This window comes from Kluyvera sp. CRP, assembly GCF_019930565.1.
Lineage (GTDB): Bacteria > Pseudomonadota > Gammaproteobacteria > Enterobacterales > Enterobacteriaceae > Kluyvera > Kluyvera georgiana_A.
In genome coordinates this window covers 3,158,898-3,184,081 of the sequence record NZ_CP082841.1, presented here as the reverse complement: position 1 = coordinate 3,184,081, position 25,184 = coordinate 3,158,898, and the positions used below count along the sequence as shown (strand labels likewise).

At 56.1% G+C, this 25,184-nt stretch carries 19 protein-coding genes and 1 pseudogene; 11 read left to right on the top strand and 9 right to left on the bottom strand.

Annotated features, from left to right (window positions below; all coding sequences use genetic code 11):
• Positions 1-151: 151 nt before the first annotated feature.
• The 3 genes from phoP (at position 152) to K7B04_RS14870 (ending at position 3,484) form a co-directional block, all read left to right on the top strand.
• Positions 152-826: a two-component system response regulator PhoP gene (phoP, locus tag K7B04_RS14880; protein ID WP_167576173.1), complete on the top strand. Its 675-nt coding sequence runs from the start codon at positions 152-154 to the stop codon at positions 824-826.
• Positions 823-2,286, top strand: a complete 1,464-nt coding sequence (gene phoQ, locus K7B04_RS14875; protein ID WP_167576174.1) for a two-component system sensor histidine kinase PhoQ — start codon at positions 823-825, stop codon at positions 2,284-2,286. Before phoP ends, phoQ begins: the two co-directional genes overlap by 4 nt.
• A 76-nt stretch (positions 2,287-2,362) precedes the next feature.
• Entirely contained in the window at positions 2,363-3,484 is a 1,122-nt protein-coding gene (locus K7B04_RS14870; RefSeq protein WP_167576175.1) for a cupin domain-containing protein, read from the top strand.
• Positions 3,485-3,588: 104 nt separating this feature from the next.
• On the opposite strand, the gene pepT is transcribed toward K7B04_RS14870, so the two are convergent.
• On the bottom strand, positions 3,589-4,815 hold the full coding sequence (gene pepT / locus K7B04_RS14865) for a peptidase T (RefSeq protein ID WP_163448079.1): 1,227 nt from the start codon (positions 4,813-4,815) through the stop codon (positions 3,589-3,591).
• Between the two features lie 268 nt (positions 4,816-5,083).
• Between pepT and potA the strand changes: the two genes are divergently transcribed.
• The 4 genes and pseudogenes from potA (at position 5,084) to potD (ending at position 8,912) form a co-directional block, all read left to right on the top strand.
• Positions 5,084-6,220 carry a spermidine/putrescine ABC transporter ATP-binding protein PotA gene (gene potA / locus K7B04_RS14860; protein ID WP_163448080.1) on the top strand — a complete coding sequence of 379 codons (1,137 nt, stop codon included), beginning with the start codon at positions 5,084-5,086 and terminating at the stop codon, positions 6,218-6,220.
• Positions 6,204-7,061: a spermidine/putrescine ABC transporter permease PotB gene (potB, locus tag K7B04_RS14855; protein WP_163448081.1), complete on the top strand. Its 858-nt coding sequence runs from the start codon at positions 6,204-6,206 to the stop codon at positions 7,059-7,061. Before potA ends, potB begins: the two co-directional genes overlap by 17 nt.
• Positions 7,058-7,869, top strand: a pseudogene (gene potC, locus K7B04_RS14850) (spermidine/putrescine ABC transporter permease PotC). Before potB ends, potC begins: the two are co-directional and overlap by 4 nt.
• Positions 7,866-8,912 carry a spermidine/putrescine ABC transporter substrate-binding protein PotD gene (gene potD / locus K7B04_RS14845; protein WP_064549194.1) on the top strand — a complete coding sequence of 349 codons (1,047 nt, stop codon included), beginning with the start codon at positions 7,866-7,868 and terminating at the stop codon, positions 8,910-8,912. Before potC ends, potD begins: the two are co-directional and overlap by 4 nt.
• Before the next feature lie 92 nt (positions 8,913-9,004).
• Here potD and cobB read toward each other — a convergent pair whose 3' ends face one another.
• From cobB to lolC, 5 genes are read right to left on the bottom strand one after another with little or no spacing between them, the layout of a single operon-like run.
• Positions 9,005-9,826 carry a Sir2 family NAD+-dependent deacetylase gene (gene cobB, locus K7B04_RS14840; protein WP_163448083.1) on the bottom strand — a complete coding sequence of 274 codons (822 nt, stop codon included), beginning with the start codon at positions 9,824-9,826 and terminating at the stop codon, positions 9,005-9,007.
• 12 nt (positions 9,827-9,838) lie between these two features.
• Positions 9,839-10,750, bottom strand: a complete 912-nt coding sequence (nagK, locus tag K7B04_RS14835; protein ID WP_065356372.1) for an N-acetylglucosamine kinase — start codon at positions 10,748-10,750, stop codon at positions 9,839-9,841.
• A gap of 60 nt (positions 10,751-10,810) precedes the next feature.
• Positions 10,811-12,055, bottom strand: coding sequence for a lipoprotein-releasing ABC transporter permease subunit LolE (gene lolE / locus K7B04_RS14830; protein WP_163448084.1), 1,245 nt, complete (start codon positions 12,053-12,055; stop codon positions 10,811-10,813).
• Positions 12,055-12,756 (bottom strand): lipoprotein-releasing ABC transporter ATP-binding protein LolD, encoded by a 702-nt coding sequence (gene lolD / locus K7B04_RS14825; RefSeq protein ID WP_064549182.1) that lies wholly within the window; start codon positions 12,754-12,756, stop codon positions 12,055-12,057. Before lolD ends, lolE begins: the two co-directional genes overlap by 1 nt.
• On the bottom strand, positions 12,749-13,948 hold the full coding sequence (lolC, locus tag K7B04_RS14820; RefSeq protein WP_163448085.1) for a lipoprotein-releasing ABC transporter permease subunit LolC: 1,200 nt from the start codon (positions 13,946-13,948) through the stop codon (positions 12,749-12,751). The genes lolD and lolC overlap by 8 nt, the downstream gene beginning before the upstream one ends.
• 174 nt (positions 13,949-14,122) lie before the next feature.
• Here lolC and K7B04_RS14815 point away from each other — a divergent pair, with 174 nt between their 5' ends.
• Positions 14,123-14,740 (top strand): DUF2238 domain-containing protein, encoded by a 618-nt coding sequence (locus tag K7B04_RS14815; RefSeq protein WP_223804172.1) that lies wholly within the window; start codon positions 14,123-14,125, stop codon positions 14,738-14,740.
• A gap of 49 nt (positions 14,741-14,789) precedes the next feature.
• Here K7B04_RS14815 and K7B04_RS14810 read toward each other — a convergent pair whose 3' ends face one another.
• The 3 genes from K7B04_RS14810 to K7B04_RS14800 form a co-directional block, all read right to left on the bottom strand.
• Complete coding sequence (locus K7B04_RS14810; RefSeq protein ID WP_163448086.1) at positions 14,790-15,044, bottom strand: SemiSWEET transporter; 255 nt, start codon at positions 15,042-15,044, stop codon at positions 14,790-14,792.
• 2 nt (positions 15,045-15,046) lie between these two features.
• Complete coding sequence (gene melB, locus K7B04_RS14805; protein ID WP_223802358.1) at positions 15,047-16,477, bottom strand: melibiose:sodium transporter MelB; 1,431 nt, start codon at positions 16,475-16,477, stop codon at positions 15,047-15,049.
• Positions 16,478-16,565: 88 nt separating this feature from the next.
• On the bottom strand, positions 16,566-17,921 hold the full coding sequence (locus tag K7B04_RS14800) for an alpha-glucosidase/alpha-galactosidase (RefSeq protein ID WP_163448088.1): 1,356 nt from the start codon (positions 17,919-17,921) through the stop codon (positions 16,566-16,568).
• A gap of 269 nt (positions 17,922-18,190) precedes the next feature.
• Here K7B04_RS14800 and melR point away from each other — a divergent pair, with 269 nt between their 5' ends.
• The 3 genes from melR (at position 18,191) to fhuE (ending at position 25,110) form a co-directional block, all read left to right on the top strand.
• A complete protein-coding gene (gene melR / locus K7B04_RS14795) occupies positions 18,191-19,117 on the top strand; it encodes a transcriptional regulator MelR (RefSeq protein WP_163448089.1) in 927 nt (308 codons plus the stop codon).
• A 117-nt stretch (positions 19,118-19,234) separates the two neighbouring features.
• The gene (mfd, locus tag K7B04_RS14790; RefSeq protein WP_223802357.1) at positions 19,235-22,681 is read left to right on the top strand and encodes a transcription-repair coupling factor; all 3,447 of its coding nucleotides are present in this window, start codon (positions 19,235-19,237) and stop codon (positions 22,679-22,681) included.
• 251 nt (positions 22,682-22,932) lie between these two features.
• The gene (gene fhuE, locus K7B04_RS14785; protein ID WP_223802356.1) at positions 22,933-25,110 is read left to right on the top strand and encodes a ferric-rhodotorulic acid/ferric-coprogen receptor FhuE; all 2,178 of its coding nucleotides are present in this window, start codon (positions 22,933-22,935) and stop codon (positions 25,108-25,110) included.
• Positions 25,111-25,184: the final 74 nt, after the last annotated feature.

The following is a 25,184-nucleotide window of genomic DNA, read 5'->3' as shown; positions in this document are numbered from 1 at the left end:
GTCAGCAGGAACGCGAAAATGCACGTATGGTTTATGATGTGGGGCTCCGGCATAACCGTAGAGATAAAAATCATGTGATTTCAACATCATGTGGTTTGTAGCAATATTTAGCGCTAAACTATTCACGTCGTTAATTTAATGGAGAAACAGCATGCGCGTACTCGTCGTAGAGGACAACGCTCTGTTACGTCATCACCTGAAAGTTCAGCTCCAGGAAATGGGTCATCAGGTGGATGCCGCAGAAGATGCGAAGGAAGCAGACTATTTTTTAGGCGAGCATATTCCCGATATTGCCATTGTCGACCTTGGGTTGCCGGATGAAGACGGCCTGTCGCTGATTCGCCGCTGGCGCAGCCATGATATTTCACTACCGATTCTGGTGCTGACCGCGCGTGAAAGCTGGCAGGACAAAGTGGAGGTACTGAGCGCTGGTGCTGACGACTACGTCACCAAGCCGTTCCATATTGAAGAAGTTGCCGCCCGCATGCAGGCGCTGATGCGTCGTAACAGCGGCCACGCCTCGCAGGTGATCTCTTTACCCCCGTTCCAGGTGGACCTTTCACGTCGCGAACTGTCCATTAATGAAGAAGTGATCAAACTCACCGCCTTCGAATACACCATTATGGAAACGCTGATCCGCAATAATGGCAAAGTGGTCAGTAAAGATTCTTTAATGCTTCAGCTCTATCCGGACGCCGAGCTGCGCGAAAGTCACACAATCGATGTGCTGATGGGCCGCCTGCGTAAAAAAATTCAGGCTCAGTATCCGCAGGACGTCATTATTACCGTACGCGGCCAGGGCTATCTGTTCGAACTTCGCGAATGAAAAATATCCGACGGCATATTCTGCCGCTGTCGCTGCGGATGCGCTTTCTGCTGGCGACAGCCGCCGTGGTTATCGTTCTGTCGCTGGCCTACGGCATGGTGGCGCTGGTGGGCTACAGCGTCAGCTTTGATAAAACAACTTTTCGTCTGCTACGCGGCGAGAGCAACCTGTTCTATACCCTCGCCAGATGGGAAAACAATAAGCTGGACGTAGAGATCCCCGATAATCTGAATATGCAGGGCCCGACGGTGGCGCTGATTTACGGCGACAAGGGAAATTTGCTGTGGCAGCAAAAAAATCTGCCGTGGCTGACCCAAAGCATTCAACCCGAGTGGCTGAAAGGCAATGGGTTTTATGAAATCGAGGCCAATGCAACCTCCTCCAGTACGCTCCTTCACGGCAATCACGAGATTCAAAAGGAACTCAGTGAAATGCAGCAAGCCGGCGATGATTCGGAGATGACGCACTCGGTGGCCGTCAATAGCTACCCGGCGACCAGTACGATGCCCGCTCTCACCATCGTGGTGGTGGACACCGTGCCCATTGAGCTTAAACGCTCCTACATGGTCTGGAGCTGGTTCTCCTACGTGCTGGCCGCTAACCTGCTGCTGGTGATTCCGCTGCTGTGGATTGCCGCTCACTGGAGCCTGCGCCCCATCGCCGACCTTACCCGTGAAGTGCGTGAGCTAGAAGATCACCACCGTGAACACCTCAACCCGGACACCACCCGCGAGCTGACCAGCCTGGTACGCAACCTCAACCGGCTGCTGAAAAGCGAGCGCGAACGCTATGATAAGTACCGCACCACCCTCACCGACCTGACGCACAGCCTGAAAACGCCGCTGGCAGTGCTGCAAAGCTCGCTGCGTTCACTGCGCAGTGAAAAAATCACCGTCAGCGAGGCTGAGCCGGTGATGCTGGAACAAATCAGCCGGATCTCGCAGCAAATCGGCTATTACCTGCATCGCGCCAGTATGCGCACCGACAGTACGCTGGTCAGCCGTGAACTGCACCCGGTGGCGCCGCTGCTCGATAGCCTGACTTCCGCGCTCAATAAGGTCTATCAGCGCAAAGGGGTAAATATCACGCTGGATATTTCACCGGAAATCACCTTTGCCGGTGAGAAAAACGACTTTATGGAAGTCATGGGTAACCTGCTGGATAACGCCTGTAAATACTGCCTTGAATTTGTCGAGGTTTCCGCCCGCCAGACCGATGATTACCTGCATATTATCGTTGAGGATGATGGCCCAGGCATTCCGCAGAGCAAACGCGATATCGTGTTCGACCGCGGTCAGCGCGCCGATACCATGCGCCCAGGACAGGGCGTTGGCCTTGCCGTTGTCCGTGATATCGTCGAGCAGTATGACGGCCAGATTGTGACCCGCGATAGCCTCCTTGGCGGCGCGAAAATGGAAGTGATCTTCGGTCATCAGAATCTGGACGGTCACGAAGGGTAAATTCTGTTTCCGCAGCAGGGTAGTTTTGTGAATAAGATGTATAATCCGGACATACATCTGCTGCGGAAAAAGTCATATGGAATACCACTTAACGTTAAACTGGCCCGATTTTCTGGCGCGCTACTGGCAAAAACGACCGGTCGTGCTTAAACGCGGCTTCGCCAATTTTATTGACCCCATTTCACCGGATGAACTGGCAGGTCTGGCGATGGAAAATGAGGTTGATAGCCGACTGGTGAGTCATCTTGACGGTGACTGGCAGGTCAGCCACGGTCCGTTTGAAAGCTACGATCATCTGGGCGAGAGCAACTGGTCGTTGCTGGTCCAGGCCGTTGATCACTGGCACGAACCTTCCAGCGCGCTGATGCGCCCGTTCCGCGCCCTCCCCGACTGGCGTATCGACGATCTGATGATCTCCTTCTCCGTCCCCGGCGGCGGCGTTGGCCCGCACGTCGACCAGTATGACGTGTTTATTATCCAGGGCACTGGCCGTCGCCGCTGGCGCGTGGGCGAGAAAACCACGCTCAAGCAACACTGCCCGCATCCGGATCTGCTCCAGGTGCAGCCGTTTGACGCCATCATTGATGAAGAGATGGAGCCAGGCGATATCCTCTATATTCCACCGGGATTCCCGCACGAAGGCTACGCGCTGGAAAACTCGCTCAACTATTCCGTGGGCTTCCGCTCGCCAAACAGCCGCGAGCTGATTAGCGGCTTTGCCGACTATATTTTGCAACGCGATCTGGGCAACCAGCACTACAGCGACCCGGACGTTCCGGCACGCGACCACCCGGCAGATCTGCTGCCGCAAGAGGTCGATCGCCTGCGCGATATGATGCTGGGGTTGATACAACAACCTGAGCATTTCCAGCAGTGGCTGGGGGAATTTATCAGCCAGTCGCGCCACGAGCTTGACGTTGCGCCGCCGGAGCCGCCGTATCAGCCGGATGAGATTTACGACGCGCTGCAGCAGGGCGATATGTTACAGCGCCTGGGCGGGCTGCGGGTCATCCGCATTGGCGATGACTTCTTCGTTAACGGCGAGAAAGTGGACTCTCCGCACCAGCATGCACTGGATGCGATGGCGGGCAGTATTATGCTGGAGAGTCAGCACTTCGGCGAGGCGCTGGACGACCCGTCGTTCCTGGTGATGTTGACCGCGCTGGTCAACAGCGGGTACTGGTTCTTCGCAGAATAAACGACCGGACCAACGCTGATGGTAGGCCGGATAAGGCGTTTACGCCGCCATCCGGCCTACATAAAAAAACCCGGCTCAAATCTACGCCGGGTTTTCTTTGCCAGTTAGCCGCGCTGGGCCGTCAGCTCTGCGATACGCACAATCACCTTCACCGCTTTCTCCATCCCTTCCAGGGTCACGAACTCGTGCTTGCCGTGGTAGTTATAGCCGCCGGTGAAAATATTCGGGCACGGTAGTCCCATAAACGACAGCTGTGCGCCGTCGGTGCCACCGCGGATCGGCTTGAGATCGGGCTCAATATCGCAATCGCGCATCGCCTGTTGGGCGATATCGACAATGTGCGGATGTTCCGCCACCTTCTCACGCATATTGTAGTAGCTGTCTTCGATAATCAGCTCAATATAGCAGTCCGGGTGCAGCCCTTTGCCCACCTTCTTGGCGATCTCCATCATCTTGCGCTTGCGGGCTTCAAACTGCTTGCGGTCAAAATCGCGCACGATGTAGTGCATTTCCGCGCGGTCAACCGTGCCCTTAATGCTGGTGAGATGATAGAAACCTTCATAGCCTTCGGTTTTTTCCGGGCTTTCATCGGCCGGCACTTCCGCATGAATGCGCGTCGCCAGCGACAGCGCATTCACCATTACCCCTTTGGCCGTGCCCGGATGGACGTTGTTGCCGACAATTTTGATAGTGACCGACGCTGCGTTGAAGTTTTCATACTCCAGTTCCCCCACGCCGCCGCCGTCAATGGTATAGGCCCACTGAGCGTTAAACGCTTCAACGTCGAAGTGTTTCGCCCCTTTGCCCACTTCTTCATCCGGCGTAAAGGCCACACGGATATCCCCGTGCGGGATGTTCTGGCCTTTCAGCACCGCCAGCGCGGTCATGATTTCGGCGATGCCAGCTTTATCATCAGCGCCAAGCAGCGTTTTGCCGTCGGTGGTAATCAGCGTCTGGCCCAAGAGTTGATGCAACACCGGGAACATCACCGGCGAAAGCACTTCATCGCCGATGCCCAGCGCGATATCGCCACCGCGATAGTTTTCCACAATCTGCGGGTTAACGTTCTTACCACTAAAATCCGGTGCGGTATCCACATGGGAGATAAAACCAATCGCCGGAATGTCGCCGCTGACGTTCGCAGGCAGGGTCCCCATGACCGTGCCCTTCTCGCTCAGCGTAACGTTCACCAGCCCCATCGTTTCTAATTGCTCTTTGAGCAGATGTAACAGTTTCCACTGCCCTTCGGTACTCGGCACCTGACGCACGCCGGGCTTCGATTGCGTGTCCAGAGAAACGTACTGCAAAAAACGCTCAAGCAATTTATCCATGTAGCCACCCTCACTTTTTGTGACAACATTATCAATAAGCCATAAAAGACAAATATTGCGTCAGGTCACTTTTAGCCCGGCAAAGGCAACTTTTTTTCCCCGAACGGCATCTAATCGTCAGATATTCCTATAGTAAGTTTAACAAGGATTGGCGATTGAGCACGTTTGCCGTAGAATGCCAGCCCTTATTAATACGTATCAGACCTCTAAACGTCTAAAGGTGGTTAACCACAAACCCCGCATCGCCAGATTTTTTCGATGCGTTTACATGGGACAGAGTAATAAATTGAATACAAAATCGCGTTCGCTGTCACCGCTGGTGGAACTGGTGGGGATTCGCAAGGACTTCGATGGTAAAACGGTCATTTCGGATCTCGATTTGACCATCAATAACGGCGAGTTTCTCACGCTGCTTGGCCCCTCGGGCTGCGGCAAAACGACCGTCCTGCGCCTGATTGCCGGGCTGGAGAGCGTCGATGCCGGGCAGATCCACCTGGAAAACCAGGATATCACCCACGTTCCGGCTGAAGATCGCCACGTCAATACCGTATTCCAGAGCTACGCGCTCTTCCCGCACATGACCGTTTTCGACAATGTCGCGTTTGGCCTGCGCATGCAAAAAACGCCGGCCAGCGAAATTACGCCGCGAGTGCTTGACGCCCTGCGTATGGTCCAACTGGAAGAGTTCGCACAACGTAAACCGCATCAGCTTTCCGGCGGCCAGCAGCAGCGTGTCGCCATCGCCCGCGCGGTGGTCAATAAACCTAGCCTGCTGCTGCTGGATGAGTCGCTCTCCGCACTCGACTACAAGCTGCGTAAGCAGATGCAGAACGAGCTAAAGGCCCTGCAGCGTAAGCTCGGCATCACCTTTGTCTTCGTCACCCACGATCAGGAAGAAGCGCTGACCATGTCAGACCGCATCGTGGTCATGCGCGACGGTAAAATTGAGCAGGACGGCACGCCGCGTGAAATCTACGAAGAGCCGAAAAACCTGTTTGTGGCGGGCTTTATCGGCGAGATTAATCTCTTCGATGCGACCGTCATTGAGCGCCTTGACGAGCAGCGCGTGCGCGCCAACGTGGAAGGTCGCGAGTGCAATATCTACGTCAACTTCCCGGTCACCGCGGGACAAAAGCTCCACGTTCTGCTGCGCCCGGAAGATCTCCGCGTCGATGAGATCCACGATGGTACCGAGCTGGAAGGGCTTATCGGCTATATCCGTGAACGCAACTACAAGGGCATGACCCTGGAGTCGGTTGTCGAACTGGAAAACGGCAAGATGGTGATGGTCAGCGAATTCTTCAACGAAGACGATCCTGATTTCGACCACTCGCTGGACCAGAAAATGGCGATTAACTGGGTCGAAAGCTGGGAGGTCGTACTGGCTGATGAAGAGCACAAGTAAGTTCCAGAACGTGGTGATTGCCACCATCGTCGGTTGGCTTGTGCTGTTTGTGTTCCTGCCCAACCTGATGATCATCGTCACCAGCTTCCTGACGCGTGACGATGCCAACTTTGTCCAGATGGTCTTCACGCTGGACAACTACGCGCGCCTGCTCGACCCGCTGTATGCGCAGGTGCTGCTGCACTCGTTGAATATGGCGGCCATCGCCACGCTGGCGTGTCTGGTGCTGGGCTACCCCTTCGCCTGGTTCCTTGCCCGCCTGCCGCAGAAGGTGCGCCCACTGCTGCTGTTTTTGCTGATTGTCCCCTTCTGGACCAATTCGCTGATCCGCATCTATGGGCTGAAAATTTTCCTCAGTACCAAAGGTTACCTCAACGAGTTCCTGCTGTGGCTCGGCATCATTGATACCCCTATACGTATCATGTTCACCCCCAGCGCGGTGATTATCGGCCTGGTGTATATCCTGCTGCCATTTATGGTCATGCCACTGTACTCCAGCATCGAAAAGCTCGACAAACCGCTGCTGGAAGCGGCGAAAGACCTCGGCGCCAACAAGCTGCAAACCTTTATCCGTATTATTATTCCGTTGACCATGCCGGGGATTATCGCCGGTTGTCTGCTGGTGATGTTACCGGCGATGGGGCTGTTCTACGTCTCTGACCTGATGGGCGGCGCGAAGAACCTGCTGATTGGCAACGTCATTAAGAGCCAGTTCCTCAACATTCGCGACTGGCCTTTCGGCGCGGCCACCAGCATTACGTTGACGGTGGTGATGGGGCTGATGCTGCTGGTCTACTGGCGCGCCTCGCGTTTGCTGAATAAAAAGGTGGAACTGGAATGATCGGTCGACTGCTGCGCGGCGGCTTTATGACCGCCATTTATGCTTATCTCTATATTCCGATTATCATTTTGATCGTGAACTCGTTTAACAGCTCACATTTCGGGATCAACTGGCAGGGTTTTACCACCCAGTGGTACAGCCTGCTGATGAACAACGACAGCCTGCTGCAGGCGGCCCAACACTCGCTGACGATGGCGATTTTCTCCGCCACCGCTGCGACGCTTATTGGTTCGCTGACCGCTGTGGCGCTCTATCGCTACCGTTTCCGCGGTAAACCGTTTGTCAGCGGGATGCTGTTTGTGGTGATGATGTCGCCGGATATCGTCATGGCTATCTCCCTGCTGGTGCTGTTTATGCTGATAGGGATTCAGCTCGGCTTCTGGTCGCTGCTGTTCTCGCACATCACGTTCTGCCTGCCGTTCGTGGTGGTCACCGTCTTCTCGCGTCTGAAAGGCTTTGACGTACGGATGCTTGAGGCGGCGAAAGATCTGGGGGCCAGCGAGTTGACCATCCTGCGCAAAATTATTCTGCCGCTGGCTATGCCGGCGGTCGCCGCGGGCTGGCTGCTGAGCTTCACCCTGTCGATGGATGACGTGGTGGTTTCGTCGTTCGTCACTGGGCCAGGCTACGAGATTCTGCCGCTGAAGATCTACTCGATGGTGAAGGTTGGCGTATCGCCAGAAGTGAACGCACTGGCTACCATTCTGCTGGTTCTGTCGCTGGTGATGGTGATTGCCAGCCAGCTGATTGCACGTGATAAAACGAAGGGCCTGAAGGTCAGGCACTAAACTCAGGGGACGTAAAATGATGAAATGGTCACGCCACCTGCTCGCGGCAGGTGCTTTAGCGCTCGGTATGAGCGCAGCCCACGCGGACGATAGCAAAACGCTGTATTTCTATAACTGGACGGAATATGTTCCGCCAGGACTGCTGGAACAGTTCACCAAAGAGACCGGCATTAAGGTTATCTATTCGACATACGAATCGAATGAAACCATGTACGCCAAGCTCAAGACCTATAAAGACGGTGCCTATGACCTGGTGGTGCCGTCCACCTACTTTGTCGACAAAATGCGCAAAGAAGGGATGATTCAGAAGATCGATAAAACGCAGCTGAGTAACTTCAAAAATCTCGACCCGGAGATGCTCAACAAGCCGTTCGACCCGAATAACGACTACTCCATTCCGTACATCTGGGGGGCGACCGCTATTGGCGTCAACAGCGACGCGATTGACCCGAAAACCGTCACCAGCTGGGCCGATCTGTGGAAACCGGAATACAAAGGCAGCCTGCTGCTGACCGACGATGCTCGCGAAGTGTTCCAGATTGCGCTGCGCAAGCTGGGCTATTCCGGCAACACCACCGACCCGAAAGAGATTGAAGCGGCCTATAACGAGCTGAAAAAACTGATGCCAAACGTGGCCGCCTTCAACTCTGACAACCCGGCCAACCCGTATATGGAAGGCGAAGTGAATCTCGGCATGGTGTGGAACGGCTCGGCATTCGTCGCCCGTCAGGCAGGTACGCCGTTGGAAATCGTCTGGCCGAAAGAAGGCGGTATCTTCTGGATGGACAGCCTGGCGATTCCGGCCAACGCCAAAAACAAAGCGGGCGCGTTGAAGCTGATTAACTTCCTGCTGCGCCCGGACGTGGCTAAACAGGTTGCAGAAACCATCGGCTACCCGACGCCAAACCTGGCGGCGCGCAAGCTGCTGAGCCCGGAAGTGGCCAACGACAAGTCGCTCTACCCGGACGCGGAAACCGTGCAGAAAGGCGAGTGGCAGAACGATGTGGGCGCTGCCAGCACGCTGTACGAAGAGTATTATCAGAAGCTGAAGGCCGGGCGTTAATCCCGCCACCCGGTTGAGCACAGTGACACCGGGCTAGCGGCCACAAAAAAGCGGAGTCTGGGCTCCGCTTTTTCATTATCGACACCGCGAGATTACAGTTCTTTCAGCAGTTTCGCCACATACGCTGGCACCACTTCACTCGCCAACCCGTAGTGCTTTTCTTCAAACTCACTGCCGACCTGGCTGGGTTCAAGGTTGAGTTCCACGGTATGGGCGCCGTGTAGCTTAGCCTCGTGGACGAAGCCAGCAGCCGGGTAAACGTGGCCTGACGTACCAATGGCGATAAAAATGTCGGCCATCGACAGCGCGAGGTAGATATGGTCCATCTCAAACGGCATCTCGCCAAACCAGACGATATGCGGACGCAGCGGCGCCGGGAACTGGCAGCAGTGGCAGCGTTCGTCTACCGGCAAATCGCCCGGCCAGTCGAACACCTGGCCGCTTTGGGTGCAGCGCACCTTTAGCAGCTCACCGTGCATGTGCAGCACGTTTTTGTTGCCCGCGCGCTCGTGCAGATTGTCGATGTTCTGCGTGACCAGCATAAAGTTCTCGCCGAGCGCCTCTTCCAGCCGTGCCAGCGCCAGGTGCGCCGCGTTAGGCGCAATCTCCGGCTGCTGGAGCTGACGGCGACGAGCGTTGTAAAAGCTCTGAACCAGCTCAGGATTACGCGCGAAGCCTTCCGGTGTCGCCACGTCCTCAACCTTATGCTCTTCCCATAGCCCATCGGCCGCCCGGAAAGTCCGAATCCCCGACTCTGCCGAAATCCCCGCGCCGGTTAACACCAACACTCTTGGTTTATCCATCTCTTCTGGCATCACCCTGTCCGTGAAAAAAATCCGCTGGCGCAGACGCTGGCGCAGCTGACGTTTATTCCGACGAAAACGGCTCAATCGATGTAAGCGGCGCGACTGCATATCTACTCCATGTTAGTTGGTCAGATGAAGGAACGCAGCGCCGCGCATCCCTCCTGCATCACCGTGGCGTGCGCGTTCAATGCGCGGCGTGCGGGCTACAGGCAGTAAATGACGCGGTAAGCGGTGCGCAAGTCCATCGGCGATCGCTGAAAAATTTGATAACCCACCGCCGAGCACCAGCAGATCCGGGTCGACAATGGTCAGTATATTCCCCAGGCACACGGCAAGCAGATCAAGGTAAAGCTCAACGTGCTCGCGCGCCCTTTCGTCTCCCTGCTGCCAGAGGGCAACAATTTCCGGCGAGGTCAGCGGCTGCTGGTAGACATGGTTGTACAGCCACGCAAACCCACGACCGGATAAATAGTTTTCGATACAGCCGAGCTGGCCGCAGCCGCAGCGCACCAGCGGGAAATCACGCCCCACCACTTCCAGCGCGTCGACCGGCAGGCGAATATGACCAAACTCGCCGGTAATATAACTGTGACCGGTAATCGATTTACCGTTCAGCACGATACCGCCACCGACGCCGGTGCCAAGAATCAAGCCCATCACCAGCGGGTACTGGGTAAACTCGTCGTCCCAGGCCTCGGAGATGGCAAAACAGTTAGCGTCGTTATCCAGACGTACGTCGCGGTCGAGCAAACGGCTAAGATCCGCACGGAGCGGTCGACCGGTCGCCGCCGGGACGTTCGCCGCATACAGCGTGCCGTCTTCAGTTTCCGGCATACCGGGAATGCCGATACCCACGGTGCCACGGCAGTTAAAACGTGCGTCGGCTTCCGCCACCAGCCCGGTTACCGCTTCAAGGAAGCTTTCATAGCTCTCTTTCGGCGTCGGGATACGTTTTTCCCATTGAAGCTGGCGCGATGAATCAAATACGCCCAGCGCGATTTTGCTGCCGCCAATGTCAAATCCATAATGCATCATTGTTCATTCCTCTAACTGACGCACGCAGCAGCAACGCCGCGCGGTCAGGACGTCAAATTACTGGCCACTCAGCACCCTCGCAGGGTCGATACGGCTGGCGCGGCGGGCGGGATACCAGCTTGCCAGCAGACTCAGCAACAGTGCCGTGACCAGCACATAAACGACATCCAGCCAGTGCAGTTCAGACGGCAGGAAGTCGATAAAATAGATGTCACCCGATAAGAATTGATGACCAATAATCTTTTCAATCACCTTAATAATGTCGGTGAGGTACAGCGAAGCGAACACGCCGATAACCACACCACAAAGACTGCCCAACAGGCCAGCCAATAAACCATACCACACGAAAATTGCGCGAATCAGCCCGTCTTTGGCGCCCAATGTGCGCAGGACCGCAATATCGCTACTTTTATCTTTCACCGCCATCACTAACGTCGACACGATGTTAAAACAGGCCACGCCGATCACCAGCACCATCGCCAGATACATAATCGCGCGGATCATCTGAATGTCGCGATACATATAGCCGTAGGTGCCAATCCAGCTCTTGATATAGACGTAGTTATTGGTGACCTCGCCCGCGTCGCGCACCAGTTTGTTGGCGTTGAACACGTCGTTCACTTTAATGGCGATACCGGTGATGCTTTCTCCCATATCCAGATACTGCTGGGCATCCTGCATCGGAATCATGGCGAAGCTGTGGTCAAGCTGACCGCTCAACTGGAGAATACCGATGACGTGCAGGCGCACGCGTTTCGGTTGCAGCAGCTTATGCTCGGGATTCGAGTTGGGGATCATGATCGACACCCAGTCTCCGGCTTTCACCTTCAGCGCATCGGCGACGCCTTTGCCGAGGATAATTTGCTGCTCTCCGGCCTTAAAATTCGCCCAGGCATTCGCCTGAACAAAGCGCGGCAGAGCGCTCAGTTTACTCTCTTGCTGCGGATCGACGCCTTTGACCTGAATGGCGCGCAGGTTGCTACCGCTCTCCACCAGGCCGGTAAAGTTGATGTACGGCGCCGCGGCCTCAATGCCTTTCACGGCTTCAACTTTCGGCAGTACGTTTTGCCAGTGGTTCCACGGCGGGTTGACCGCTTCGATTTCGCCGTGCGGCACCACCGCAAGAATGCGGTTGTTCAGCTCGCGCTCGAAGCCGTTCATCGCGCTCAGGCCGACGATCAGCACCGCCACGCCCAGCGCAATCCCCACGGTGGAGATAACCGAAATCAGCGACACCATGCCGCTGCGCCGACGCCCGCGGCTAAAGCGCAGGCCAATCAGTAACGACAGCGAAGGAGCCATTAATGCGCTCCCATCAGGGTCAGTTGGTCGCTCAGGTGACCGTCGCGCATCTCCAGCTGACGCCCCATGCGTTTCGCCAGCTGCAGATCGTGGGTAACCACCAGGAAGGCCGTTCCCTGCGACTGGTTCAGCTCGCCGAGCAGTTTAAAAATGCTGTCGGCGTTTTTGGCATCGAGGTTACCGGTGGGCTCATCCGCCAGCACCAGACGCGGGTTATTGACCAGCGCACGGGCAATCGCCACGCGCTGGCGTTCGCCACCGGACAGCTCCGACGGACGGTGATTCGCACGGTGGGCCAGCCCGACCGCTTTCAGCATCTCCAGCGCGCGCGAGTTGATCTCAGCGGCTTTCTTTTTGCCAATCAGCAGCGGCATCGCCACGTTTTCCAGCGCGGTAAAGTCCGGCAGCAGGTGGTGGAACTGGTAGATAAACCCAAGCTTCTGATTACGCAGCTCAGCCTTCGCTGCCGAAGAGAGCTTGCTCATCGGCTGGCCGCTGAAAATGACGTCGCCGCTGGTTGGCGTATCCAGCCCGCCCAGCAGGTGCAGCAGCGTACTTTTCCCGGAACCCGAGGTACCGACGATAGCCATCATTTCACCCTCGCCCACGCTGAAGCTAACGTTGTGCAGCACGTCAGTCTGCACCGAGCCTTCCTGATAGCGTTTGCACAGGTTGTCGCATTGCAACAGGATCTTATTCATAACGTAAAGCCTCAGCGGGTTGAGTGGCGGCAGCGCGCCAGGAAGGGTACAGCGTTGACAGCAGCGCCAGGGCCATCGCCACCAGCGCAATCACGATAACCTGCAGCGGCTCGATGGCAACCGGCAACGCCGCACCGTCGAGGAACGCGCCGATAATCGGCATTAAATTATTGAGCTGGCTGGCAAGCAGCACGCCCAGCAGCGCGCCAAGCACCGCGCCGATGATGCCCGCACTGGCCCCCTGCACCATAAAGACGGTGAGGATCTGTCGCGGCGTCAGCCCCTGCGTTTGCAGAATCGCCACTTCGCCCTGCTTCTCCATCACCATCAGCCCCAGCGAGGTGATGATGTTAAACGCGGCGACCGCGACGATCAGGCTCAACAGCAGCCCCATCATGTTTTTTTCCATGCGCACGGCCTGGAATAGCTCGCCTTTACGCTCGCGCCAGTCCTGCCATTTGGTGCCTTCCGGCAGCGTTTGCTGGCTGAGGGTGTCGACCTGCAGCGGTTTATCCAGCCACAGACGCCAGCCGGTAATGTTGCCCTGCGGATAGAGCATCAGACGCGAGGCATCCTGGATATTGACCAGCATCTGATAGCCATCGACTTCGCTGTTGGCGGCGAAGGTGCCAATCACCGTGAACAAGCGCTGGCTCGGCAGACGCCCCATCGGGGTGAACTGGCTGGCAGACGGTACCATCACGCGGATTTGATCGCCGCGATTGACGCCTAACTGGCCCGCCAGTTGCTCACCAAGAATCACGTTGTATTTCCCGGCGGTGAGATCGGTTTGCTTGACGTTCACCAGATACGGCGTCAGCGGATCTTTTTGCGCCGGGTCAATACCCAGCATGACGCCCACCGAGACGCTACGCGCGCTTTGCAGCACCACATCGCCGGTGGTCAGCGGTGCAATACGGGTCACGCCCTGGAGCTTCACGCTCGCTTCCGGGATTTTTTGCGGATTCAGGGAACCCTGTTCAGCGCTCAGAATGGCCTGCGGCATCAGCCCCAGAATGTTGTTTTGCAGCTCGCGTTCAAAGCCGTTCATCACCGAAAGGACGGTGACCAGCGCCATCACGCCAAGCGTAATGCCGATTGTCGACAGCCAGGAAACAAAGCGACCGAAGCGGTCCGCTGCTCGCCCACGCATGTAGCGCAGGCCGATAAATAGTGCGACAGGTTGATACATGTAATCCGTCTGGTTGCTGATAGCAGAAGCACGAGTATATAAGCGAAAGCAGGATGGGTAAATGACTGAACCGTAAGCGCAAGGCTGACAATTCATCACAAGGGAATACGAATGTTGAAATTTTCAGCGACACGGTCAATAGTGATGTTTTCCATAACTCTTTGCGAAAGCCTGATGAACCGCACCGTTAACCCTCTGATATTGCGCACGGGGGCGCTGCTGCTAGCCCTCTTTCTGGTTTACACCGGCGTTAACGCCGCTGAAAAAGTGACCTGGCTGATGGAGGTCACGCCGGTGATTATCATCATCCCGTTGCTGCTTTTCACCGCCCACCGTTATCCACTCACCCCGCTGCTTTACGCGCTGATTTTCTGTCACGCCATTATTTTGATGGTCGGCGGTCAGTATACCTACGCGAAGGTGCCCATCGGCTTTGATGTCCAGCAATGGTTTAACCTGAGCCGCAACCCTTATGACAAGCTCGGCCACTTTTTCCAGGGCCTGGTACCTGCGCTGGCGGCACGCGAAATTCTGCTGCGCGGGAGTATCGTCAAAGGTCCTAAAATGCTGGCATTTCTGGTGTGCTGCGTGGCGCTGGCCATTAGCGCCACCTACGAGCTGATTGAATGGTGGGCCGCCCTGGCGATGGGGCAAGGCGCGGATGATTTCCTCGGCACTCAGGGGGACCCGTGGGATACGCAATCGGATATGTTCTGCGCCCTGCTGGGCGCGCTGACCACGGTGCTGCTGCTTGCGCGCTGGCATAACCGTCAGTTAAATGCGGGCAGGTGACACCAATGCCGATCCGGCCTACAGGATGGCTCCTGCAGGCCGGCTTTCTCTACCCTCGACGCAGCTTAATGACAAGAATTGGCATCGCAAACACCAGCGTCAGAAAATTCGCCATACTCACAGCCTTGTCTTCAATCATCAAACCGTAAACCAGCCACATCACCAGCCCGCAGACAAACATCACGTACATCAGACCCGAAATACCCTGGGTGTTGCGAGTGACAATAACCTTAATGGCCTGCGGCAAAAAAGAGAGCGTGGTGAGACAGGCTGCCAGATAGCCAATCCATGATGTCCATTCCATGATTACGCCTTCACATCCCGTACAACGCTCGCCAGTGGGGCTGGATTTTCCAGCGCCACGGCAGGCGATGGCGTTTTGCGATACTTATCCAACAGGTGAATCTGAATTTTACGCAAGGCATCGCCATTCAGGCGGTAATAACGGAAATACAGCACCAGCGTCATGATGAAAAACAGTGCCGGTAACGCAATCATAATGAACTGCATGCCCTGAATGGTTTGCGCCGACTGCACCACATTTGGGGTATAGCCGATGATGCCCAACACCACGGCGATAAAGAAAGCCGCAAATGCCGAACCGCCCTTCACCACCATCGTCTGCACCGAGTAAGCAATACTTTCGCAGCGAACGTTGAGCTTGTACTCGCCATAGTCGACGGTATCCGCCACCATGATGACCTGCAGAACCCAGAACAGCGCGGTTCCCACGTTAAGGAACACTCCGGCCACGATAATCAGCGGCGCGTTGTGATATCCCGCCAGCGCCATCGCAAACAGCCCGATGCAGCTGATCACCGGCAGAATTGACGCCCCGGCCCACAGTACGCGTCTCGACAGCGCGTTCACCAGCCTCGGGAAGAGAATCAGAGTGAGTAAATTCGCCGCGCCCGCGTAGGAAAGGTAGTACGGGAACAGTGCCGCATCGCCAATCACGTAGGTGAAGTAGTAAATCGCAAAGCCAGTAATGATGTTAGAGGCAATGTTGTAAGCCAGCGCCATCCCCAACAGGCAGGAGAGCTGATCGTTTTTGTAAATCAGCGCCACAATCCCTTTTAACGTCAGACGAGCACTATCGGAAGCCGCGTCGCTGTCGGAGGAGAAAACTTCGTGCACGTTGCGCAGCGTGACAACGGTCGAGACGATAAAGAAAGCAATCAGCACCAGCGTAAACATCTGGAAACCAAACCCACGATCCGCGCCGCCGACGGCCTCCACGAAAGGTAGCGTAATGCCTGCCGTGACAAATCCGGCCAGGCTGGCGAAGAAACGCGGATACGGAACCAGTTGTTCGCGTTCGCGCTTATCAAGGGTAATCGTCGGCACCAGCGACCAGAAAGGAATATCCATAATGGTGTAGGTCATTCCCCACAGGATATAGGTGACGCAGACAAACACGACCTGCGCGGTGCCTTCAAACAGATGAGCGCTGAACAGTAAAAACAGAATCAGCGAGTTCGCAAGCGTACCGATAAGGATCCACGGTTTGAATTTGCCCCATCGCGTTCGCGTGGCGTTCACTATCCATCCCATGATGGGGTCGTTAATCGCATCCCAGATACGCGCCACAAGGAACAGCGTGCCCACCAGGCCAACCGACAGCCCGACGACGTCGGTGTAGTAATACATCAGATACATATAAACAATGCCGATGGCGAAATCTTTACCAAACGCACCGAATCCGTAACTGAGTTTTGTTGTCAGAGAGATGCTCATAGGGTACCGGGTCACTGTTACCAGTGCCCGCCTTCTGTTATTAGCGAGAGGTAAAGCGCCGGATACTTTGCCCGGCGCCGTCATTTTTTTAGCGGTGCAGCCAGGCTGGCAACCAGTCGCCGTGGGCGGTAATCAGGTCATCCACCAGCGCATAGATTTCGTCGATGCCCAGTACGGCTGCGGTATGCGGATCCATCATCGCCGCGTGATAAACACGATCGCGATTTTCCGTCAGAATGGCCTCCGTCAGCAGCGTCTGCACGTTAATATTGGTCTGCATCATCGCCGCAAGGTGTGCAGGAATCGCCCCCACTTTTGTCGGCTGAATACCGTTCGCATCGACCAGGCAAGCAACCTCCACGCAGCTGCCCTGCGGCAGGTTATCAATCAGACCGTCGTTACGTACGTTGCCATAAATAACGCTCGGCTCGCCGGTCCACAGGGCGTTCATGATGGTGCTGGCGTACTCTCTCGACGGTTTAATATCAATACGTTCAGCGGTTTTGTACTCTTCCAGCTCCTTATGCCAGTTTGCCAACTGTTCAACGCAACGTTTAGGGTATTCGTCCAGCGGTACCTTGTAGCGTTCGATCAGATCTTCGCGCCCGGGCTTAATAAACCACGGCGTATATTCGGCAAAATGCTCGGACGATTCGGTGACGAAGTAGCCCAGCTTTTTGAACATTTCATAGCGCACAACGTTCTGGCAGCGCGTATTGCCATGAATATTTGGCTTCGGGGCCTCGCCTGCGGCATAGGCAGCCAGCAGTTCCGGGTAGAGATTGACGTACTCGCCGTCGGCGTTTTTGCGTTCCAGTTCAAGATAGAACGCCATGTGGTTAATACCGGCGCAGCGATAACGCAACGAAGCGGGATCAATACCGAGATCGCGAGCCAGTTCTTCCGCCGTTCCTTGTACCGAATGGCACAGCCCCACCTGTTTGATGTGCGGGTAGCGAGCGTACATTGCCCAGGTGTTCATCGCCATCGGGTTAACGTAGTTAAGCATGGTGGCATTCGGGCACAGCTCACTCATATCCTCACAAATTTGCCAGAGATGCGGGATGGTCCGCAGCGCGCGCATAATGCCGCCCGGCCCAAGCGTATCGGCGATGGTTTGTTCCAGCCCGTGGCGTTTACACACCTCGAAGTCGGTCACGGTACAGGGTTCATAGCCGCCAATCTGGAAGGCGACGACCACAAAGTCCGCGCCCTGCAATGCCGCGCGCTGGTCGGTATGACAGGTAATATGGCCAGATGCTCCGGCCGAATCCATCAGCTTGCGCACCACAATGTGCGACTCTTCCAGCCGCGTGGCATCGATATCCATCAGCGCAATATGCGCGGACTTCAATGCTTCACGATGAAAAACATCGCCGAGGATATTTTTGACAAAAATCGTCGACCCGGCGCCGATAAAAGTAATTTTGGGTGCTGTCATCATGACTCTCCAGAACAATAAGTGGACAAGAACATGGTGGCATGCGGTACTCGGGAAAACTTCCACCTTCCGCGATGAGCATTCCCATAAACTCAGATCGGCGACCGGGCAGCGAGTGATCTGAGCTTTTGGGAATAAATGAGCGCAAAAGCAGAGTATACGGCCTGAATTAGCGGTTACTATTAGACTAAGCGATGGGTTTTACAGCCGACTTCCCGGTTGTTAACTCCCCGCTCTGACGTCATTCTGATAAATCAGGAAATGGAGCCGCCATGAGCAACGAGCCAATCCCACTTCTTCCGCCCGACCCGCACATGTGCAATGGCGATGAAAAACAGACCCGTAGCCCACTCTCACTCTATTCGGAATACCAGCGTCTTGATGTTGAACTCCGTCCACCGCACGCCATGCCCGCCAGCCACTGGCACGGACAGGTCGAGGTGAACGTGCCATTTGATGGTGACGTCGAATACCTGATCAACAATGAAGTCGTGCAGATAAAACAAGGGCATATCACCCTCTTCTGGGCCTGTACGCCGCACCAGCTCACCCGTCCGGGACATTGTCAGCAGATGGCTATTTTCAGCCTCCCTATGCATTTGTTCCTCTCCTGGCCGCTGGACCGCGAACTGGTCAACTACGTCACCCATGGCATGGTGATAAAGTCGCTCGCCACTCAGCAGCTGAGCGCCTTTGAAGTGACCCGCTGGCAGCAGGAGCTTGCCAGCCCGAATGAACAGATTCGTCAGTTGGCCATCGATGAAATAGCCCTGATGCTTAAGCGTTTTAGCCTCTCCGGCTGGCAGCCTATCCTGCTGAATAAGACCTCACGCACGCACAAAAACAGCGTCTCGCGCCACGCGCAGTTTTACGTCAGCCAGATGCTTGGGTTTATTGCCGATAACTATGATCAGGCGTTAACCATCAATGACGTCGCGGAACATGTGAAGCTGAATGCCAACTACGCGATGGGCATTTTCCAGCGCGTCATGCAGCTCACCTTAAAGCAGTACATTACGGCGATGCGCATCAACCACGTCCGCGCGCTGTTGAGCGATACGGATAAAACCATCATTGACGTTGCCATGACCGCGGGTTTTCGCTCCAGCAGCCGTTTTTACAGCACCTTCAGCAAATTGGTCGGCATGTCGCCACAGCAGTACCGCAAGCTCAGCCAGCAGAAGCGGCAAATGATCTGAAACGCGCCATCCCCGCATTTTCAGCGGTTGCACTCCGGCCACCATCACGGATAATAAGTACAGCAAATTTATATTATTACCGTGGAAATACGGCCTTCTGGAGAACGTGCGCTGACTATGCCTGAACTTGCCCGTTATGCCCTACCGACAAAACCCGGCGACCAGCGCCTGCTTGGCGAACTGACCGGCGCGGCCTGCGCGACATTGGTGGCGGATATCGCCGAGCGTCATGCGGGGCCGGTGGTGTTAATCGCCCCGGATATGCAGAACGCCCTGCGCCTGCACGATGAAATTGCTCAGTTTACCGACAGCCTGGTGATGAACCTCGCCGACTGGGAGACGCTGCCCTATGACAGCTTCTCGCCGCATCAGGATATTATCTCCTCGCGCCTGTCGACGCTCTACCAGTTACCCACCATGCAGCGCGGCGTATTGATCGTGCCGGTTAGCACGCTGATGCAGCGCGTCTGCCCGCACAGTTTCCTGCACGGCCACGCGCTGGTGATGAAAAAAGGCCAGCGCCTGTCGCGCGACGCCCTGCGCAGCCAGCTCGACAGCGCGGGTTATCGTCATGTCGATCAGGTGATGGAGCACGGTGAATACGCCACCCGCGGCGCGCTGCTGGATCTCTATCCGATGGGCAGCGAGCAGCCCTATCGCCTTGACTTCTTCGACGATGAAATCGACAGCCTGCGCGTGTTTGACGTCGACAGCCAGCGTACGCTGGAAGAGGTGGAAGCCATTAACCTGCTGCCCGCGCACGAATTCCCGACCGATAAAACCGCTATCGAACTGTTCCGCAGCCAATGGCGCGATAAGTTTGAGGTCAAACGTGACGCCGAGCATATCTACCAGCAGGTCAGTAAAGGCACGCTGCCTGCCGGGATCGAATACTGGCAGCCGCTGTTCTTCAGCGAGCCGCTGCCCGCGCTGTTCAGCTATTTCCCGGCCAACACTCTGCTGGTGAATACCGGCGACGTCGAGGCCAGCGCCAACCGTTTCCAGGCTGATGCACAGGCACGTTTTGAAAACCGCGGCGTGGATCCGATGCGTCCGCTGCTGCCGCCCGCCCAGCTGTGGCTGCGTACCGAAGAGCTGAACAGCGAGCTGAAAAAATGGCCGCGTATCCAGCTTAAAACCGAGCATCTGGCAGACAAAGCGGCGAATAACAACCTCGGCTTCCAGCCGCTGCCGGACCTTTCCGTCCAGGCGCAAAATAAATCGCCGCTGGATAACCTGCGTAAGTTTATCGAGTCCTTTAGCGGGCCGGTGGTCTTCTCGGTAGAGAGCGAGGGCCGCCGCGAAGCGTTAGGCGAACTGTTGGCGCGGATCAAGCTGTCGCCAAAACGGATTCAGCGGCTCGATGAAGCAAGCGGTAAAGGTCACTATCTGATGATCGGCGCCGCCGAGCATGGCTTTATCGATACGCAACATAACCTGGCGCTGATTTGCGAAAGCGATCTGCTGGGTGAGCGCGTGGCGCGTCGTCGTCAGGATGCCCGTCGGACCATTAACCCGGACACCCTGATTCGTAACCTGGCGGAGTTGCACATCGGCCAGCCGGTGGTGCATCTCGAGCACGGCGTGGGGCGCTACGGCGGCATGACGACCCTGGAAGCAGGCGGCATCACCGCCGAGTATCTGATCCTCACCTACGCCAACGACGCCAAGCTGTACGTACCGGTCTCCTCATTGCACCTGATTAGCCGCTACGCCGGCGGCGCGGAAGAGAACGCACCGCTGCACAAACTGGGCGGCGATGCCTGGAGCCGCGCGCGACAAAAAGCGGCGGAAAAAGTGCGCGATGTGGCCGCGGAGCTGCTGGATATCTACGCCCAGCGGGCAGCGAAAGAGGGCTTTGCCTTCAAGCACGATCGTGAACAGTATCAGCTGTTCTGCGACAGCTTCCCGTTTGAAACCACGCCGGATCAGGCCCAGGCGATCAACGCGGTGCTCAGCGACATGTGCCAGCCGCTGGCTATGGATCGTCTGGTGTGCGGCGATGTTGGCTTTGGTAAAACCGAGGTCGCGATGCGCGCCGCCTTCCTCGCGGTTGAGAACCATAAGCAGGTTGCGGTGCTGGTGCCGACGACCCTGCTGGCGCAGCAGCACTATGATAACTTCCGCGACCGTTTCGCCAACTGGCCGGTGCGCATTGAGATGCTCTCCCGCTTCCGCAGCGCCAAAGAGCAGACGCAGATCCTGGCGGAAGCCGCCGAGGGCAAAATCGATATTCTGATCGGTACCCACAAGCTGCTGCAAAGCGACGTGAAGCTGCGCGATCTGGGGCTGCTGATCGTCGATGAAGAGCATCGCTTCGGCGTGCGCCACAAAGAGCGCATTAAAGCGATGCGCGCCGACGTCGACATTCTGACGCTCACCGCCACGCCTATTCCGCGAACCCTGAACATGGCGATGAGCGGTATGCGCGATCTGTCGATTATCGCTACCCCACCAGCCCGCCGTCTGGCGGTCAAAACCTTTGTGCGTGAGTACGATAGTCTGGTGGTGCGCGAAGCGATCCTGCGTGAAACGCTGCGCGGTGGCCAGGTGTACTACCTGTACAACGATGTCGAGAATATTCAGAAAGCCGCCGATAGACTGGCGGAACTGGTGCCGGAAGCGCGTATCGCCATCGGTCACGGCCAGATGCGCGAGCGCGAGCTGGAACGGGTGATGAACGATTTCCACCACCAGCGCTTCAACGTGCTGGTGTGTACCACCATTATCGAGACCGGTATCGACATTCCGACCGCCAATACCATCATCATCGAGCGCGCCGACCACTTTGGTCTGGCGCAGCTGCATCAGCTGCGCGGCCGCGTGGGGCGTTCGCACCACCAGGCCTATGCCTGGCTGCTGACGCCGCATCCTAAAGCTATGACCCCGGATGCCCAGAAACGTCTGGAAGCCATCGCCTCGCTGGAAGATTTGGGCGCAGGTTTTGCGCTGGCCACCCACGACCTCGAAATTCGCGGTGCGGGCGAACTGCTGGGCGAAGGGCAAAGCGGACAGATGGAATCCATCGGCTTCTCGCTGTACATGGAGATGCTGGAAAACGCCGTCGATGCGCTAAAAGAGGGTCGCGAACCGTCGCTGGAGGATTTAACCAGCCAGCAAACCGAAGTTGAGCTGCGTATGCCGTCGCTGTTGCCGGATGATTTTATCCCGGACGTTAACACGCGCCTCTCCTTCTACAAGCGTATTGCCAGCGCGAAGAACGAAAACGAGCTGGAAGAGATCAAAGTTGAGCTGATCGATCGCTTCGGCCTGCTACCGGATGCAGCGCGTAATCTGCTGGATATCGCCCGTCTGCGTCAGCAGGCGCAAAAGCTGGGGATCCGTAAGCTGGAAGGCAACGAGAAAGGCGGCGTGATTGAATTTGCCGAGAAGAATCACGTCAACCCAACGTGGCTGATTGGCCTGCTGCAAAAACAGCCGCAGCACTTCCGCCTCGACGGTCCGACACGGTTGAAGTTCTTCCAGGAGCTCGGCGAGCGTAAGACGCGCATGGATTGGGTTCGTCAGTTTATGCGTCAACTGGAAGAAAACGCCCTCGCCTGAACGAAATAACAGACTGATTATTTTTTTATTTTTTCATCCTTATACGGCCGCTGATGCGGCCGTATTGTTTTCTCTCCACTCCTGAAATCCCGTTTCATTCTTTCCCAATCGCATTCTTACTTTTGTTTACATTGTAATAAAAATGCGTATATTTCTCATTTGCATTCATTATGCGCATGCGCGTTGGCCTATAACACGACCGTCACCACAGAGCGGCGGACAAAAATAATGACGATTGATTAAGGGTTTATATGTCTCACACTTCCAATATCCGCTACGGCCGTCTGGCGCCGTCAATGCTGGCGATGGGCATCGCGCTCGCGTTGTCCCCAGGCTTAAGCTTTGCCGCCAGTGAAGATACGATTATCGTTGATGGCACCAGCAACACTGGCAACGATAGCGAAACGCAGGACTACAGCGTGAAAACCACCACTGCCGGCACGAAGATGCAGATGGTCCAGCGCGATATTCCGCAGTCGGTCACCATCGTCAGCGAGCAACGTATGCAGGATCAGCAGTTGCAAACGCTGGGCGACGTGATGAACAACACCATGGGCATTACCAGCAGCCAGGCCGATTCCGACCGTACCAGCTACTTCTCTCGCGGTTTTGAAATTGACAACTATATGGTCGATGGCATTCCGACCTATTTTGAATCCCGCTGGAATCTGGGCGATGCCCTTTCCGATACCGCGCTGTTTGAACGCGTGGAAGTGGTTCGCGGCGCGAACGGCCTGATGACCGGCACCGGTAACCCTTCCGCTTCGATCAACATGGTTCGCAAACACGCCATCAGCCAGACGTTTAAAGGCAATCTCTCTGCCGAATATGGTAGCTGGAATAAGCAGCGCTACGTTGCCGACCTGCAAAGCCCACTGACCGAAGACGGTAAAGTGCGTGCGCGTATCGTGGCCGGCTATCAGAACAACGACTCCTGGCTTGACCGCTACAATAACGACAAAACCTTCTTCTCCGGCATTCTCGATGCCGATCTGGGCGACACCACCGCGCTCTCCGTTGGCTATGAATATCAACGTATCAATATCAATAGCCCAACCTGGGGCGGCCTGCCGCGCTGGAATACCGACGGCAGCACCAACCATTACGATCGCGCGCACAGCACTTCACCGGATTGGGCCTACAACGATAAAGACATTAATAAGGTCTTTATGACCCTGACGCAGCGTTTCGCCGATACCTGGCAGGCAACGCTGAACGCCACCCACTCCGAGGTGAAGTTCGACAGTAAAATGATGTACATCGATGCTTACGTCAATAAAGCCGACGGTACGTTAGTCGGCCCGTACGGCAGTTACGGCCCGGGCTATGACTATGTGGGGGGAACGGGCTGGAACAGCGGCAAGCGTAAAGTAGACGCGCTGGATTTGTACGCCGACGGCAGCTATGACCTGTTCGGGCGCCAGCACAACCTGATGCTCGGCGGCAGCTATAGCAAGCAAAATAACCGCTACTACAGTTCGTGGGCCAACGTCTTCCCGGATGAGATTGGCAGCTTCTATAACTTCAACAGCGCCAGCTTCCCGCAAACCAGCTGGGATCCGCAAAGCCTGGCGCAGGACGACACCACGCGCATGAAGTCGCTGTACGCCGCGACGCGTATTTCGCTTGCCGACCCACTGCACCTGATCGTCGGCGCGCGTTACACCAACTGGAGCGTTAACACGCTGTCCTACACCATGGAGCAGAACCACACTACGCCGTATGCGGGCCTGGTGTATGACATCAACGAAAACTGGTCTACCTACGCCAGCTATACCTCTATCTTCCAGCCGCAAAACGACAAAGACAGTTCCGGTAAATACCTGAAGCCGATTACCGGCAACAACTACGAGGTGGGCCTGAAATCCGACTGGATGGACAGCCGCCTGACCACCACCCTGTCCGTGTTCCGTATTGAGCAGGATAACCTGGGGCAGTCTACCGGCGTGCCGATTGCCGGCAGCAACGGCGAAATCGCCTACACCACCGTCGACGGCACCGTCAGCAAAGGCGTAGAGTTTGAAATTAACGGCGCGCTCACCGATAACTGGCAGATGACCTTCGGGGCGACCCGCTACGTCGCAGAAGACAGTGATGGCAAGGCGGTAAACCCGAACCTGCCACGCACATCCGTGAAGCTGTTTACCCGCTATCGTCTGCCGGTGATGCCGGAGCTGACCGTCGGCGGCGGCGTGAACTGGCAGAACCGCGTGTATAAAGACACGGTAACACCGTACGGCACTTTCCGTGCCGAGCAAGGTAGCTATGCGCTGGTGGATTTGTTCACCCGCTACCAGGTGACGAAAAACTTTGCCCTACAGGGCAATATCAACAACCTGTTTGATAAAACCTACGATACCAATATCGACGGTTCTATCGTTTACGGTGAACCTCGCAACGTAAGCATTACCGCAAGCTATCAGTTCTGATTTAATGGCCAGACAAAACCAAGGGAGCCATAAGGCTCCCTTTTTTGTCTGCCTGAGCATCGCGCTCCCCGGCG